Annotated in this window: 16 protein-coding genes and 1 tRNA gene; 9 read left to right on the top strand and 8 right to left on the bottom strand. The window is 55.3% G+C overall.

Annotated elements, in window-relative coordinates; genetic code table 11:
* Positions 1–2 precede the first annotated feature (2 nt).
* The 9 genes from tolA (at position 3) to AC1EKE_RS00530 (ending at position 8,052) form a co-directional block, all read left to right on the top strand.
* Entirely contained in the window at positions 3–842 is an 840-nt protein-coding gene (tolA, locus tag AC1EKE_RS00570) for a cell envelope integrity protein TolA (RefSeq protein WP_480307511.1), read from the top strand.
* Between the two features lie 20 nt (positions 843–862).
* A complete protein-coding gene (locus AC1EKE_RS00565; protein ID WP_480307509.1) occupies positions 863–1,438 on the top strand; it encodes a DJ-1 family glyoxalase III in 576 nt (191 codons plus the stop codon).
* Between the two features lie 17 nt (positions 1,439–1,455).
* Positions 1,456–2,949: a cysteine--tRNA ligase gene (cysS, locus tag AC1EKE_RS00560; protein ID WP_480307507.1), complete on the top strand. Its 1,494-nt coding sequence runs from the start codon at positions 1,456–1,458 to the stop codon at positions 2,947–2,949.
* Positions 2,950–3,235: 286 nt separating this feature from the next.
* Positions 3,236–3,309, top strand: a tRNA-Arg gene (locus AC1EKE_RS00555).
* A gap of 102 nt (positions 3,310–3,411) precedes the next feature.
* Positions 3,412–3,603, top strand: a complete 192-nt coding sequence (locus AC1EKE_RS00550) for a hypothetical protein (protein ID WP_297126978.1) — start codon at positions 3,412–3,414, stop codon at positions 3,601–3,603.
* Positions 3,604–3,776: 173 nt separating this feature from the next.
* Positions 3,777–5,324, top strand: a complete 1,548-nt coding sequence (locus AC1EKE_RS00545; protein ID WP_480307505.1) for an NAD(P)H-hydrate dehydratase — start codon at positions 3,777–3,779, stop codon at positions 5,322–5,324.
* 55 nt (positions 5,325–5,379) lie between these two features.
* Positions 5,380–6,045 carry a rhomboid family intramembrane serine protease gene (locus AC1EKE_RS00540; RefSeq protein WP_296163206.1) on the top strand — a complete coding sequence of 222 codons (666 nt, stop codon included), beginning with the start codon at positions 5,380–5,382 and terminating at the stop codon, positions 6,043–6,045.
* Between the two features lie 8 nt (positions 6,046–6,053).
* Positions 6,054–7,169 carry an endonuclease/exonuclease/phosphatase family protein gene (locus tag AC1EKE_RS00535; protein WP_296163170.1) on the top strand — a complete coding sequence of 372 codons (1,116 nt, stop codon included), beginning with the start codon at positions 6,054–6,056 and terminating at the stop codon, positions 7,167–7,169.
* 7 nt (positions 7,170–7,176) lie between these two features.
* Complete coding sequence (locus tag AC1EKE_RS00530; protein ID WP_296163167.1) at positions 7,177–8,052, top strand: phosphatidate cytidylyltransferase; 876 nt, start codon at positions 7,177–7,179, stop codon at positions 8,050–8,052.
* 5 nt (positions 8,053–8,057) lie between these two features.
* Here AC1EKE_RS00530 and AC1EKE_RS00525 read toward each other — a convergent pair whose 3' ends face one another.
* From AC1EKE_RS00525 to serB, 8 genes are all read right to left on the bottom strand, one after another.
* Complete coding sequence (locus AC1EKE_RS00525; protein ID WP_296163164.1) at positions 8,058–8,588, bottom strand: ribosome maturation factor RimM; 531 nt, start codon at positions 8,586–8,588, stop codon at positions 8,058–8,060.
* Positions 8,589–8,598: 10 nt separating this feature from the next.
* Positions 8,599–9,909 (bottom strand): UDP-N-acetylglucosamine 1-carboxyvinyltransferase, encoded by a 1,311-nt coding sequence (murA, locus tag AC1EKE_RS00520; RefSeq protein WP_480307502.1) that lies wholly within the window; start codon positions 9,907–9,909, stop codon positions 8,599–8,601.
* A 5-nt stretch (positions 9,910–9,914) separates the two neighbouring features.
* Positions 9,915–10,592, bottom strand: coding sequence for a DUF4290 domain-containing protein (locus AC1EKE_RS00515; protein ID WP_480307500.1), 678 nt, complete (start codon positions 10,590–10,592; stop codon positions 9,915–9,917).
* Between the two features lie 5 nt (positions 10,593–10,597).
* A complete protein-coding gene (locus AC1EKE_RS00510; protein ID WP_480307498.1) occupies positions 10,598–11,953 on the bottom strand; it encodes a glucose-6-phosphate isomerase in 1,356 nt (451 codons plus the stop codon).
* Between the two features lie 140 nt (positions 11,954–12,093).
* Positions 12,094–12,513: a YraN family protein gene (locus AC1EKE_RS00505; protein ID WP_480307496.1), complete on the bottom strand. Its 420-nt coding sequence runs from the start codon at positions 12,511–12,513 to the stop codon at positions 12,094–12,096.
* Positions 12,503–12,919, bottom strand: a complete 417-nt coding sequence (locus tag AC1EKE_RS00500) for a methylated-DNA--[protein]-cysteine S-methyltransferase (protein WP_480307494.1) — start codon at positions 12,917–12,919, stop codon at positions 12,503–12,505. Before AC1EKE_RS00500 ends, AC1EKE_RS00505 begins: the two co-directional genes overlap by 11 nt.
* 37 nt (positions 12,920–12,956) lie before the next feature.
* A complete protein-coding gene (locus AC1EKE_RS00495; RefSeq protein ID WP_480307492.1) occupies positions 12,957–13,259 on the bottom strand; it encodes a Dabb family protein in 303 nt (100 codons plus the stop codon).
* 3 nt (positions 13,260–13,262) lie between these two features.
* Positions 13,263–14,513 (bottom strand): phosphoserine phosphatase SerB, encoded by a 1,251-nt coding sequence (serB, locus tag AC1EKE_RS00490; RefSeq protein WP_480307490.1) that lies wholly within the window; start codon positions 14,511–14,513, stop codon positions 13,263–13,265.
* Positions 14,514–14,543 lie beyond the last annotated feature (30 nt).

Below are 14,543 nucleotides of genomic sequence, written 5' to 3'. Positions count from 1 at the left end.
CAGTGGAGGAAGATAAGAGAAATAGCAGGCAATGGATCTCGGCAGCCATAGCGATAGGGGTGCATATCCTCGCTGTGGGGCTGCTCTTCGTCATCCTCATGCCTCCGATCAAGGTCCCGGATCTACCAGCCGGGATACTGGTCTCCATAGGGAATATGGCAGAGGCTGAGGGGACCTATGATCCGCACGAGATCATCCCACCTGAGGAGGTGGACCCCGTGGAGCCGACACCCACACCGCCCGATGAGGACCTGCTGACGCAGGACCTGCCGGAGGCTCCGGAGGTGAAGCAGGTCAAGCGACAGGAGCCTAAGAAGGAGCCGGTGAAGAAAAAGGACACCCGCGCGGAGCTGGAGAAGCAGCGCCAAGAGCGTCTCCTGGAGGAGCAGAAGAAGCGTGAGGCTGCTGAGGCTAAGCGTAAGGCTGATATCGCCGGTAAGGTGGCAGGAGCTCTTGGAAATGCTCAGAATGCATCCGGATCGGGGACTACCCCGTCGGGCTCGACGACAGGGCATCAGGGCTCTCCCACCGGTAATGTGACCGGTGGAGGTGCAGGCTCCGGAGTGGCAGGCTTTGGTGGCTGGTCTCTCGCCGGGCGTGATATTGTGGGCGGACTCAAGAGGCCCGACTTCACAAAGAATGTGGAGGGACGCATCGTCGTCGCCATTACTGTCAATAGTAGTGGAAACGTCATCGCCGCCACGATTGCTCCTGGGACTACCATAGGCGACTACTCGATGCAGCAGAGTGCGATCAAGGCCGCCAAGGCTACTCGCTTCAGTCGCGCCGATCAGGTGAATAACCAGAGAGGAAAGATAACCTACAAATACGAGCTCAACTGAGCTCTTTAGATCAAGAAAATATGTCAAAGACAGCTTATATTATCCTGGCAGATGGATTTGAGGAGACTGAGGCAATGGGTGCCTGGGATGCTCTCCGTCGGGGAGGCGTGGAGGCGACCTTCGTCTCGATCAACGATACGACCTCTGTGGAGGGCGCCCACGGGCTCCACTTTACTGCCGACCATACTATCGACGAGATCCGGAGGCAGCCCGCTGATGCGATCGCTCTACCCGGTGGAGCTACCGGCACAGAAAATCTCTACCAGAGCGACAAAGTGAGGGACCTGATTACCTCTCAGCTGAGAGATGGTCGATTGGTCGGTGCTATGTGTGCCGCTCCCTCTGTCCTCGGGCGTATGGGACTCCTCCGCGGCAAGCGAGCCACGGCGTACCCTGGGTGGGAGAAGTACCTCGAGGGAGCAGAGGTCGTAGAGACCGAGGCTGTGGTGGACGGACAGATCATCACTGCGAGAGGTCCCCGCTATTGCTTCGCCTACGGGGTGGCGATCCTGTCACAGCTCGAGGGACGAGATAAGGCCGCTGAGGTGGCTCGAGGTCTGCTCCTGGATGAGCAGGTGGAGCCTCTTGATATATAAATGCATGAGAAATAGATATGGAGATAAATAAAGAAGAGATAAGGGAGGCCCTAAAGTTTTACAACACCGAGGACCGTAAGCTAGAGGACTTCAAGCCGATCCAGTCCCCGCATGTCGGTATGTACGTCTGCGGCCCTACGGTCTATGGTGATGCCCACTTGGGCCATGCTCGTCCTGCCGTCACTTTTGACATCCTATTTAGGTACCTGTCACACCTGGACTATAAGGTCCGCTATGTACGCAACATCACCGACGTCGGCCACCTCGAGCACGACTCCGATGACGGCGAGGACAAGATTGCGAAGAAGGCGCGTCTGGAGCAGATCGAGCCCATGGAGGTGGTGCAGCACTACCTGACTGCCTATCATCACAATATGGAGGCGCTCAACGTCCTCCCTCCATCCATTGAGCCGATGGCGAGTGCCCACATCCAGGAGCAGATCGAGCTGACACAGGAGATCTTGGATAATGGCTTTGCCTATGTCTCGGGAGGATCGGTCTACTTTGACGTCGAGAAGTACGATAAGAAGTACAATTATGGTCGCCTCTCAGGTCGCAACGTAGAGGATATGCGGGCGAATACGAGGCAGCTTGCCGGTCAGGACGAGAAGCGCAACCCGCTTGACTTTGCCCTCTGGAAGGAGGCTTCTCCGGAGCATATCATGAAGTGGAAGAGTCCCTGGGGCATCGGCTTCCCAGGATGGCACTGCGAGTGCACCGCTATGGGACGGAAGTACCTGGGGGATCAATTTGACATCCACGGAGGCGGGCTAGACTTGGTCTTCCCCCACCATGAGTGTGAGATAGCTCAGGCGGTCGCCGCGATGGGTCATCCGATGGTCCACTACTGGCTTCACAACAACCTCATCACCATCAATGGGCAAAAGATGGGCAAGAGCCTCGGTAACTTCATCACGCTCGATGAGGTCTTCAGCGGCAAGCATAAGCTCCTCGATCAGGCGTATGATCCGATGACGGTTCGCTTCTTTGTCCTTATGGCTCACTACCGCAGTCAGCTCGACTTCAGCAATCAGGCGCTGCAGGCTGCTGAGAAGGGACTGACCCGGCTCCACGAGGCTTACAAGGCGCTGGATACTCTGAAGCCATCCGCCACTCAGACCACTGAGGTGAGGGACTTCATCCATGCCTCCTATGAGCACCTCAATGACGATCTCAATACGCCGCAGGTGGTTGCGGAGCTCTTTGATGCAGCTCGTGTGATCAACACCGCCAAGAATGGTGATCAGCCGCTCACGGAGGAGCAGATCAGCGACTTACGTCAGCTCTTCGATACCTTCCTCTATGGAGTGCTGGGTATGCGTGTGGCGAATGCAGGTCTATCCTCTCAGCATCAGGAGGCCTTTGACGGCGCGATGGATCTCCTCCTTGACCTACGTCAGCAAGCTAAGGACAGGAAGGACTGGACTGTCTCCGACGAGATCAGAGACCGCCTGACGGCACTCGGCTTTGTCGTCAAGGACACCAAGGATGGTGCCGAGTGGTCGATCTGATAAGTTTTATGCCCCTCTCACTAATACCGATATTAGAGAAATCTAATATCGGTATTAGTCTCGCCTAATATCGGTATTAGAAATTCCTAATATCGGTAAAAGAAAAGGCTCCCTTTATATGACTGGGACCCATAGACCTATGGAGGCATCTTCAGGACTCCTGAAGGGAGACTGTGATACAGAGGGTAAGTGAGGGTTGTCTCGATGGCGATTGCCCTGCATTGGGGGATGAATTGCCTCGATATATCGAGAGAATTGTCTACCTTTGCAACGTAGAGGGGGATTGGGCCCGGTAGCTCAGCTGAATAGAGTGTCAGATTCCGGATCTGAAGGTCATGGGTTTGAATCCCATCCGGGTCACTCGATACATATGTGGTGAAGTAGGGGTGTGTACGCACTTTGTACCCCGAATTATTTTGCTACATTTGTGACAGAACAATAAAAACCAAATAGATATCAATCATGAATTTCCTGAAATACTTAGGCGTCCTCGTTATGCTCATCGGAGCCGGAGTACTGGTCTTCATCGGTATTACCGGTGGCGCACAGGCTAATATTGGGCTATTCGTAGGTCTCGGTCTCATCCTTCTGGGCTATGTCCTCCACATTGTGCTGGACAAGAAGGCCTCCGAGCAGGAGCGTCTGCATAACTGAGCCATCCCTCTCCTCTCCCTCTTGACGTAGAGCAGAGGATTTCTGCCCTACAGATGATAGGGGACCGATATTTCTAAGAAAAAAGAGATAGAGGAGCGGTGTATCCGGTGACACTGGGTGCGCCGCTCCTCTTCAGGTTATATCACACACCCATTATCCGGACTGAGCAGACTATGCTTAAGATACTCAACGATCAGACCACTCAGCGACTACTGGCCAGTGCAATGGAGGGCGTAGGCGCCCTGGATGAGCATCAGCTGGCGGAGAGGCTTGCTGACGCTTTTATGACCCAGCTACAGAGAGAGCTGAGGTCGAGGGAGCACCTGATCGTCTTTGCAGGTCCGAGTATGGCGGGAGCTGTGGCGCTGCTCTCAGCTGTCACGCTCAATATGCTGGGTCACACCACCGATGTCACCTTGCTCAATGACAGTAGCTCGGGGGTGCTGCCTGAGGTGGTCTCCTGGGCCAAGACCAGAGCCCTGGAGTCGGGACTGGTCTTGCGTGAGGTCAGTCGGGATTTCGCCCCACCCAAGATGGATCATAGGACGATCGTCATCGACGGGATCTGCGGCACGGAGCAGAGTGGTCGCTTTACCGGTAGCCTTGCCAATGTCTGCCGATTCATCAATAAGAAGCGCCCCTTTGTCATCTCTCTCGATATGCCATCCGGCCTCTGTGCTGAGGATAATAGGGACAATGACCCTGAGGCTGTCATCCATGCCAGTGCGACCTACGCCTTTCACTCTCCCAAGCTGGCTTTCTTCCTGAGAGAGAATGCGGCACTCGTGGGGGACTGGAAGGTCCTTAGTATCGGCTTGGATGACAACTCCCTCACGAGCGATGTGAAGTACTACCTCCTTGAGGACGGAGATATGGAGGGTGCCTTCGGCTCTCGGAGGCGCTTCACCAATAAGTACGACTATGGGCGGACGCTCCTCATCGCCGGGTCCAAGGGGATGATGGGCGCCTCGATCCTCGCTGCTCGGGCTGCGATGCGTGCCGGGACCGGGCACCTGACCATCCATCTCCCTGCCGGAGCGGATACGATGATGCACCTCGCTGTACCTGAGGCACTGGTCACCGAGGATCACTCTACGGAGGGCTTCACCGGCACCAGTGAGGATCTCTCGCTCTATGATGCCATAGCCGTAGGGCCTGGCCTCGGGCGGAGTGAGGCCACCGGGCACGCTCTTATGGAGCTCATCGAGAGCAGTACCCGCCCCATGATACTCGATGCGGATGCACTCTATCATCTATCTATGTGCCCTGAAAAGCTTAGCGCACTTACTGCCGGATCGATACTTACTCCACATGCAGGGGAGTTTGATCGCCTCTTCGGTCCCTCTGAGACCGACTACGAGCGACTGATGAAGGCGGTCGAGATGGCCTCTCGCTACGCATGCTATATTGTCCTCAAGGGACCCTTTACCGCCACTTGTACTCCGCGGGGACGTGTGATCATCAATTCGTCTGGCAATCCGGGTCTCGCCACGGCAGGCACAGGTGATGTGCTTACGGGGATCATGCTTGCGCTGCTCGGCAAGGGCATTAAGCCCCTGCACGCTTGTGTGGAGTCGGTTTTTATCCATGGCTATGCAGCGGATCTCTATCGGAATGAAGCATCCGAGGAGACGCTGACAGCCTCTGATGTGATCGACCGTATCCCGATGGTGTATAAGGGCTTCCAGGACTACTCTACGCCCTGGGACAAGACCCTCTGATCCGGTGAGATGGATCAGGTAAGGAATAAGAATAGGCAATAACGGATTACCACTTATGCGAATAGGAGACTCGGCTCTTATGCCACCGGTGACGATGTCACTGATATGCGTCAATGGAGTGATGCTGATCGCTCTCTGGCTCTGTCAGAGGGTGGGTATAGATCTCAATTTCTTTCTAGGGCTGCACTACTGGCAGGCTCCTAGCTTTAAGATCTATCAGTTTGTCTCCTATATGTTTATGCATGGTGGGTTCAGCCACTTCTTCTTCAATATGTTTGCGCTCTGGATGTTCGGCACTGTGATCGAGCGGACCTGGGGTGCGGAGAGGTATCTGATCTACTATTTTGTCTGTGGCTTGGGTGCGGCATTGGTGCAGGAGGTTGTCTGGGGTATCGGGATGTCACCTGAGGCGCTGGCGTACTATGGGGACTACCTGATCACGGTGGGGGCGAGTGGAGCGATCTTCGGGATACTCCTTGCCTTCGGGATGCTTTACCCCAATGCGCCGCTCTTCATTATGTTTATCCCTATCCCGATAAAGGCTAAGTGGATGGTCATCGGCTACGGCATCATGGAGCTCTTTGCCGGGGTGTCACAGACCGGGGACAACGTCGCCCACTTCGCCCACCTCGGCGGGATGATTTTTGGATACCTGCTCATCAAGTATTGGCGCAAGCGGGACAAGAAGCGGGTGCGTGATGGCGTGCAGGAGTTTTTCTGATACTTCCCATGGGAGATCGGAGGCATAGGGTAAGCCTGCTGAGCACCACCGGACGGATCGTCTGGATAGTGGTGATGGCGCTGGTATTTCTCCTCTATGGGGGAGCGATGCTCTCGCCCTCTGTCTCACCGCTCAGGACTCAGATCCCCTCCTTTCTCAATCTCTCTTTCCCCTTTCTCCTCGTGGCAGTCCTCCTTCTCCTCGTAGTTGCGCTGGTGATGAGACTCTGGAGGTCTGCTGTAGCTTGCGTGCTCCTACTGGTCTTGAGTGGAGGCTATATCCTTACCTTTTTCCCACTCCACAGTACTTCACTGAGTGAGGCGAGGGATCTGAGAGTCGTCTCGTACAATGTTGCTAATATGGCTCTCAAGGATGATGCCGGCACTCCGGCAGCTCTTCACATCCTTGAGCAATCGGGAGCCGATATCATCTGTCTGCAAGAGGGGGTCTCCCCGAGTCAGATAGGAGGATATGGTGAGGAGGGGAGGAGGCTCCTGCAGCGCTATCCCCACCGTCGCTACTACTCAGATGATCGGCTGCTACTCCTCAGCCGATACGACATCATCGACGGCGGTATGATCGACTATAAGTCTTACACCAATGGCTCCGCCTGGTACCTCCTCAGGATCGCACCGGACCGCTCCCTCCTCTTGGTCAATAACCATATGGAGAGCTATAGCCTCGCATCGGAGGAGAAGGAGACCTTCCGTGGCTACCTTACGAAGCCGAGCCTGGAGGAGATGAAGTCTCGCCTACTCGCGATCAAGCGGAGACTGGGTCCGTCGCTTAACATGAGAGCCGGTGCGGCCAATGCTGTACGAGATAAGGTGAGATCTCTGCAGCGAGACTTCGCACCTACATACACCATCATTTGTGGTGACTTTAATGATACGCCTATGTCCTACTGCTACTCTCGCATCAGGGATGACCGCAGTGACGCCTTTGTGGAGACTGGTAAGGGGATGGGGGTTTCATTTAATGAGCCACTGTATGCATTTAGAATAGATCACCTCTTTTACGACGGTCCAGTGAAGGCTATGGCCGCAGAGATCCCGAGCCACAAGGAGTGCAGCGATCATAACCCGCTCTTGGTAGACTTCAAGACCCTCGATACAAACGAATAAGCTCCCTATGTCCAGTAAAGCCAGATCTTTCCTCGCCCGCCTGATCACAGGAGTCCTCTACGTCTCGATCATTCTCTTTGGGATATTGACGGACTCGGTCAATATGATGGCGGCTATTTTTGCCATCCTCACATCCTTTGCCACCTACGAGTATCAGACCATCACTCAGGTCAATCGGTACTTCCCGATCCTCAAAACGGTGCATGCGGTGATGGCAGGCGTGCTCTTCTTCATTATCTTCAACGTCATCTCGCAGGGCTATACCTACAAGCATCTGCTGATAGCAGTACTCCCGTACGTTGCCTACTACCTCTTCTACATCATCACGGAGCTCTTCCGGAGACGTCCACATGCGATCGAGGAGATAGCGCACGCCTTCTTCTCGCACCTCTATACGACTGTGCCCTTTGGAGCGCTGATGCTTCTCTGCTATATGGCTCCGGAGGACACAGGGCAGTACTTGCTCAGCTTTGATCACACATTCTGGTTGCTGCCGATATTTGTATTCATTTGGCTCAATGACTCCGGTGCTTATTGCGTCGGCAGTATGATCGGCAAGCATCAGATGGCGCCGCACATCTCCCCTCACAAGACTGTGGAGGGACTGCTGGGCGGTATCGCCTTCACTCTCTTGGGAGCGGTGGCATTTTACTACTTCTTCCCGGCTGTGACCAGCTTAGTTAATTGGCTCATCCTCGCTGCTATCGTGGGCTTCTTTGCCACCTGTGGGGATCTCTTTGAGAGCCTGCTAAAGCGCTGCTATGATGTGAAGGACTCCGGGCATATCCTTCCCGGGCACGGAGGCATACTGGACCGCATTGATAGCACGATCCTTGCGGCACCCCCCGCATTCATCTTCATTATCCTCTTTGTCTACCTCTAACAGAGTCACTCGAGTAGGCCCTCAGGCAGGATGAGGCGGAGGATGTGGTGCGCCTCATCCAGTGACTCTACCCACGCTGTCACCCAGGGGAGTAGGTGCTCTATCCCATCGGCTGAGCGTACACAGAGCAGGACGTTAGCGGTGCTGTCATCGTACCGCTCCACTACACCGAGATAGGCATCGTCATTAGAGCTGTAGACTCGCCATCCGATTAGGCTCTGGTAGCTCTCGCCTTCATACTGAGTCGAGTCGTGCTGATCGCTCGGTGCGACGAAGGTGGGGCAGCCACGGTATAGCTCAGCCGTCTCCACGTCATCCACGCCGGAGACCTTGACAACCACTTGACCGCTCCGATCCACCAACTCCTCGATCTCAAAGGGGACCTTGATCCCCTCTATCTCGATGAAGATGTAGTCGTCCAGCGCCGTCTCCGGGAAGGAGTCGACGATGAAGTCGCCCATCGTGCCATAGGTCTTGAGTATTGGACCGAGGGCGATGTAGTGATCAGGTAGCGGCCGGAGGTCGGTGGGTTTCATCGGAGAGACGTTAGTCGATGCGACTTATCGAAGCACCGATGGCATTGAGGCGCTTGTCGATATTCTGGTAGCCGCGATCGATCTGCTCGATGTTATTGATGCGGCTCGTCCCATCGGCCGACATGGCTGCGATGAGCAGCGCAATACCTGCGCGTATGTCGGGGGAGTCCATCGTAGCGGCACGGAATGGGTGAGAGCGGTCAAGCCCGATCACGGCAGCACGGTGGGGATCGCACAGGATGATCTGCGCACCGATGTCGATCAGCTTGTCCACAAAGAAGAGTCGGCTCTCAAACATCTTCTGATGAAAGAGCACGCTCCCTCTAGCCTGGGTCGCGGCCACCAGCATCACGCTGATGAGGTCCGGTGATAGTCCCGGCCATGGAGCGTCCGCAATGGTCAGTATAGAGCCGTCCATAAAGGTGTCGATCTCGTAGTGCTCCTGTGCCGGGATGAATAGGTCCTCTCCCCTCATCTCGGTCCGTATCCCCAGCTGCTGAAATGCCCGGGGGATCATAGCCATCTCCTCGATGTGGGGATTGACGATGGTGATCTCTGAGGCGGTCATGGCGGCCATACCGATGAAGCTTCCCACCTCGATCATATCGGGCAGGATCGTGTGGTCCGCTCCTGACAGGTGGTCTACTCCCTCTATCGTGAGTCTGTTGCTTGCGACCCCCTCTATCTTGGCCCCCATCGCGATGAGTAGCCGGCAGAGCTGCTGTACATATGGCTCACAGGCAGCGTTGTAGATCGTGGTGGTACCCTCGGCAAGGACGGCTGCCATGATGACGTTGGCGGTACCAGTGACCGATGCCTCCTCTAAGAGCATGTACTTCCCGTGTAGTCCGTCCTTAGCCTGCATTGAGAATAGTTCTGTCTCCTCGTCGTAGTCAAAGGTGGCTCCCAGACTTTGGAAGCCTTGGAAGTGCGTGTCGAGCCTGCGCCGACCGATCTTGTCACCTCCCGGCTTCGTGATCACAGCCTTCCCAAAGCGTGAGAGTAGGGGACCCAGAAGGAGGATCGACCCTCTCAGCTTGCGGCACTTGATAAGAAACTCCTCCGAGTAGGCAAAGTCAAGATTGACATCATCGGCCTGGAAGCAGTAGGTATCCTCGCTCTCCTTAGTCACCTTCACCCCCAGATCCATCATCAGCCGGATGAGGTTTTTCACGTCGAGGATGTCAGGGACATTGGAGATGCGGACCTCTTGGTCGGTAAGCAGGGCGGCAGAGATGACCTGAAGGGCCTCGTTTTTAGCCCCCTGAGGGACGAGGGTCCCCTTCATCTGCCGACCTCCTTCTATGACAAATGCGCCCATGATACTTATCTTCTTTTCTTCTTATTATGGTTGCCGCCCTTATTCCCTCGTCCCCGATTATTATTGCTGCCCTTCCGATTGTTATTATTCATATGGGGACTGTTGCCGGTCGGGGCTGTGAGAGCTCCCGCCTCAGGCAGCGTGCAGATGTGCTCATCGAGGTAGACCTCTCCCTTGGAGAGCTCGTAGAGGTCTGCAAAGATCTTGGAGTCAGCGACGGAGGACTTATTCCAGCTGCAGTACTGGCGCTTCATCTCCACGGCAGTGATCCTCGCCAGCTCATCCCGCTCCTCGCCCTCCGGAAGCCCCTTTACGATCTCCACCATCCGCTCTATCGTATGTCCATAGTGGCGATACTTGGGAGGCTCCTGAGTGCAGTCATCCAGTCTCGGCACGACCGGCTCCTCATACTCCTCGCGAGAGGTGACGGGGTAGGGGAAGTCCACATCCAGCCGGAAGCGGGACATAATATATAGGTGATCCCAGAGGATCTGCTCGAAGTCCTCCCGGTCCTTATCCGTCGTGGCAAAGGAGCGCATCGTATCGATGATCGTCTCCGCACACTGCTGACGGGTAGCGGGATCCTCTATCTCGACACAGCGGTCGACCATATTCTGGACATTACGTCCGTACTGAGGTAGGATCAGCGGCTTGGCGTCGTTTTCCTTATAGTCTTGTAGCATATATCTTACTTTTGCTCCTCGAGACGGGTCCGGATCTTCTTGGTATCCTCCTCGTAGCCGGGCTTGCCAAGGAGCGCAAACATATTGCGCTTATAGTCCTCCACACCAGGCTGGTTAAAGGGATTGACCCCCAGCATATATCCGCTGATGCCGACAGACTTCTCGAAGAAATAGAAGAGCTGGCCGATATAGTACTCACTCAGCTCCGGAATCTCAAGACGTAACACAGGCACGTCTCCGTCAAGGTGAGCGAGGATGGTCCCCGTCTCTGCATTCTTATTGACAAAGTCGACATGCTTACCGGCGAGATAATTGAGTCCGTCAAGGTTTTCCTTGTCCTCAGGCACAATGACGGAGTGGCGCGGTCTCGTGACACTTACAAAGGTCTCAAAGAGGTTCCTCTCGCCCTGCTGGATCATCTGTCCTATGGAGTGAAGGTCGGTGGTGAAGTCGGCTAAGGTGGGGAAGATGCCCTTCCCGTCCTTGCCCTCGCTCTCAGCGAAGAGCTGCTTCCACCACTCACCGATGTAGTGGAAGCGGGGATTGAAGTTATTCAGTATCTCCAGCTTTTTCCCATTATGGTAGAGCGCATTGCGGGTAGCGGCATAGCGGACAGCCATATTCTCCTCTCCCTTGACACTTCGCCCAATGTGCTTCTCCATATCCTGCGCCCCCCTTACTAATGATCGGATGTCGCAGCCGGCAGCAGCGAGAGGCACCAGCCCCACCGGCGTGAGGACTGTGAAGCGTCCGCCTACCGGATCCGGGATGACGAAGGTCTTGTAGCCCTCATCATCGGAGAGCTTGCGTAGAGCTCCCTTGTGTGCATCGGTGATGGCGATGATGTGCTTGCGCGCAAAGTCTACTCCCTCCTGCGACTCCAAGAGTTCCTTCAGGAGCCTAAAGGCAATAGAGGGCTCTGTCGTCGTACCGCTCTTGGAGATATTGATGATGCCAAACTTGCGTCCCCTCAGGAGGTCAATCAGCTCGGAGAGGTAGTCCTCGCTCACCTGATTGCCGGCAAAGAGAAGTCTGGGCCCGCTCTGCTCCTTGTAGTCGGCAAAGGAGTCTCTCACGCCATCGTAGACCGCACGGATCCCGAGGTAGGAGCCACCGATGCCGACGGAGACTACAAAGTCGCAGTCTTCCCGTAGGGGCTTCACTGCTTCCTCGATCTCACTCAGCGTCTCCTCTGTGATCGAAGAGGGCAGGGAGACCCATCCGAGGAAGTCATTCCCCGGACGATCTCCTGTGTAGAGTGACTCGTGAGCCGCATCGGCCTCCTTGATGAGTGTGCGGTACTCTGTCTGCAGATCATTGTTGCACAGAGCGTTCTTAGTGTCCAGCGAGATATACTCCATATGTTCTCGATACTTTAGTTCTTTGGTTTTACTTTTACGCAAATATACCTATTTCCTTACTTAGGACCTTTGCGCGATCCTCTTTTCGTCAGTGCTACGCTAGCTTACGAGACGCTTTCCGTAGGAGCGATTCCTCTTACCTATAAGCGGATATCCTCATATCCCGGAGGCATATCGTAGATAGCGTTGCGGAAGATCTTGTAGCCGGGCTCCCTGCCATCCTTCGGTACATAGATCAGGAGGTAGTCAAAGCGGATGTCGCTGTAGACCAGGTGTCTCCCCCCTTTCTTGTCCTGGAGGAAAGCCTTGGCAGCTCGCAGGATATTGAGTTGCTTCTGTGCCGTGATGAGCGACTCAAGGTCCCGAAGGGCACCGAGGTTACTCCTCGCTTTTACCTCGATGAAGCAGAGTGTGGTGCCCTCCATGACGATCAGGTCCAGCTCCAGAGGTCCGGACCGGTAATTCTGTGCAATGATGGTGTAGCCCTTTTGGCGCATTAGGTCAGCGCACATAAGCTCGATCGCATGCCCATCGGTGACGGAGGCATTATCAGATCTCATCGGGATGCTCTCTCTCGTAGTCAAGGAGTAACCTCTTCCACTCGCTGCCCCAGCGGTAGTGCCCTATGGACTGGTCGGTCGGTACTACTCGATGGCAGGGTAGGAGGATGGCGTATCTGTTTTGGGACAAAAGATGCCCGACTGCCCGCGCATACCCAGGGGTGAGCGAATTGAGTCGGCATAGCTGCCCATAGGTAATGGTCTGACCCGCCCTGATCGTGGAGAGGAGGTCCCAGAAGTGTGGCGCCCAGTCGGGGCTTGCCTGGTGGATCCTGTACCGACTTGGCAGGGGACGACAGAGGGACAGCGCCCTCTGGAGGTCTGCAAGCAAGGGCACCTCCTCAGGGATCTCCTCGGGAGCCGGCAGACACGACCACAAATCCAGCGTGTGTGGATCTATGATCACCCTCATGGGACCTATGGGAGAGGAGAGGATGTAGCTCTCAGCCCCTGTAGTCAACGCAGGCTCGGGAGACAAGATAGGGCTTGATGTACTTACCTACCAGTGCGACGTGATCGGGGTGGGTGGCGTAGTCGTGGAGCTTCTGCAGATCCTCGCAGTGAGCGATGAGGGCGAGGTCGTACTTCTCCGAGGGGTTGGCGTTGATCTCGATGCGCAGGTCCACCAGCTCCTTGATGGTGTGGGGCAACTGCTCGAAGTCTGACTTCAGTGCTGCAAAGTGCAACTCTTTCTCCTCACCGGCGAGCTTGTCGTCGAGCTGGAAGAGGACTATGTGGGTGATCATGATTTATTGGATGTTAGAGAATTGTAGTTCGTCAAGCTGTGAGTCTTTATACCCTAAGAAGTAGAGGATGCCATCCAGCCCGGTTGTGGTGATGGACTGCTTAGCGCTCTCCTGCACCTTGGGCTTAGCATGGAAGGCTATGCCCAGCCCGGCTGTGGAGAGCATCGGCAAGTCATTTGCACCATCGCCGACAGCCACGGTCTGCCGGATGTCGACCTTCTCCAGCTGGGCGATGAGCTTCAGGAGCTCCGCCTTACGTCGTCCGTCTACCACCTCGCCGATGTATCTCCCTGTCAGCTTATTGTTCGGTCCTATCTCAAGATCATTAGCGTAGACGTAGTCGAGGTTAAAGAGGTCCTTGAGGTAATTACCGAAGTAGGTGAAGCCACCGCTGAGGATGGCAATCTTGAAGCCGACACGCTTGAGGATATGCATCGTCCGCTCCAGACCATCCATAAGAGGAAGGTTGACGGCAATATCCTGCATAACACTTGCGTCAAGCCCCTTGAGAAGTGCCACGCGCTCCTTGAAGCTCTCTCGGAAGTCGATCTCGCCACGCATGGCGCGGGCGGTGATCTCCTTTACCTGATCCCCTACACCTGCCCTCTTTGCAAGCTCGTCGATCACCTCCGTCTTGATGAGGGTCGAGTCCATATCGAAGCAGATCAAGCGTCTCATCCGGCGGAACATGCTATCCTGCTGGAAGGAGACGTCCATATGGTGCTCGTCAGATATGCGGATGATATGTCGCTGCATAGCGACCTGATCCTTGGGGGTCCCGCGGAGGGAGATCTCAATACTGGCCCTTGGGTGCCTCTGATTCTCCACCAAGGGGATGCGCCCGGTCAGGCGATCCACAGAGTCGATATTCATCCCTTGGTCTGCCACCTCCTTGGTGATCGCTGCCACCATATCGGCGGTGATGGTCTTGGAGAGGAGCGTGATGATGTACTTGTTCTTCCCCTGATTGCCGACCCACTCCGAGTAGCTGTCTGGATCAATGATGCGGAAGGTGACCGTCACGCCGAGATCATTGGCGCAGAAGAGCAGGTCCTTCAGCACGTTGCCACTGCCACTGGAGGAGACAGAGAAGAGGACGCCGAGGGTGAGGTGCTTATGGATGTCGACCTGTCCTATGTCGAGGATCGTCAAGTCATGCTTCGCAAGTACAGTGGTGATGGCTGCAGTGACACCCGGGCGATCGGTGCCATTGAAGACCGCCAGTAGGATTTCCTTCTGATCAGATGATTCCATGCTTTACAATAGTGTAGGCTCAAAACTTGT

This window comes from Porphyromonas sp. C0041D3, from assembly GCF_056590575.1.
Note: the sequence above shows the minus strand (reverse complement) of the source record. Positions and strands in the feature narration are given on the sequence as shown.

Coding starts and splice junctions, on each gene's coding strand:
- AC1EKE_RS00565 (WP_480307509.1), top strand. CDS start 863: ATGTCAAAGACAGCTTATATTATCCTGGCAGATGGATTTGAGGAGACT.
- cysS (WP_480307507.1), top strand. CDS start 1,456: ATGGAGATAAATAAAGAAGAGATAAGGGAGGCCCTAAAGTTTTACAAC.
- AC1EKE_RS00550 (WP_297126978.1), top strand. CDS start 3,412: ATGAATTTCCTGAAATACTTAGGCGTCCTCGTTATGCTCATCGGAGCC.
- AC1EKE_RS00545 (WP_480307505.1), top strand. CDS start 3,777: ATGCTTAAGATACTCAACGATCAGACCACTCAGCGACTACTGGCCAGT.
- AC1EKE_RS00540 (WP_296163206.1), top strand. CDS start 5,380: ATGCGAATAGGAGACTCGGCTCTTATGCCACCGGTGACGATGTCACTG.
- AC1EKE_RS00535 (WP_296163170.1), top strand. CDS start 6,054: ATGGGAGATCGGAGGCATAGGGTAAGCCTGCTGAGCACCACCGGACGG.
- AC1EKE_RS00530 (WP_296163167.1), top strand. CDS start 7,177: ATGTCCAGTAAAGCCAGATCTTTCCTCGCCCGCCTGATCACAGGAGTC.
- AC1EKE_RS00525 (WP_296163164.1), bottom strand. CDS start 8,588: ATGAAACCCACCGACCTCCGGCCGCTACCTGATCACTACATCGCCCTC.
- murA (WP_480307502.1), bottom strand. CDS start 9,909: ATGGGCGCATTTGTCATAGAAGGAGGTCGGCAGATGAAGGGGACCCTC.
- AC1EKE_RS00515 (WP_480307500.1), bottom strand. CDS start 10,592: ATGCTACAAGACTATAAGGAAAACGACGCCAAGCCGCTGATCCTACCT.
- AC1EKE_RS00510 (WP_480307498.1), bottom strand. CDS start 11,953: ATGGAGTATATCTCGCTGGACACTAAGAACGCTCTGTGCAACAATGAT.
- AC1EKE_RS00505 (WP_480307496.1), bottom strand. CDS start 12,513: ATGAGATCTGATAATGCCTCCGTCACCGATGGGCATGCGATCGAGCTT.
- AC1EKE_RS00495 (WP_480307492.1), bottom strand. CDS start 13,259: ATGATCACCCACATAGTCCTCTTCCAGCTCGACGACAAGCTCGCCGGT.
- serB (WP_480307490.1), bottom strand. CDS start 14,513: ATGGAATCATCTGATCAGAAGGAAATCCTACTGGCGGTCTTCAATGGC.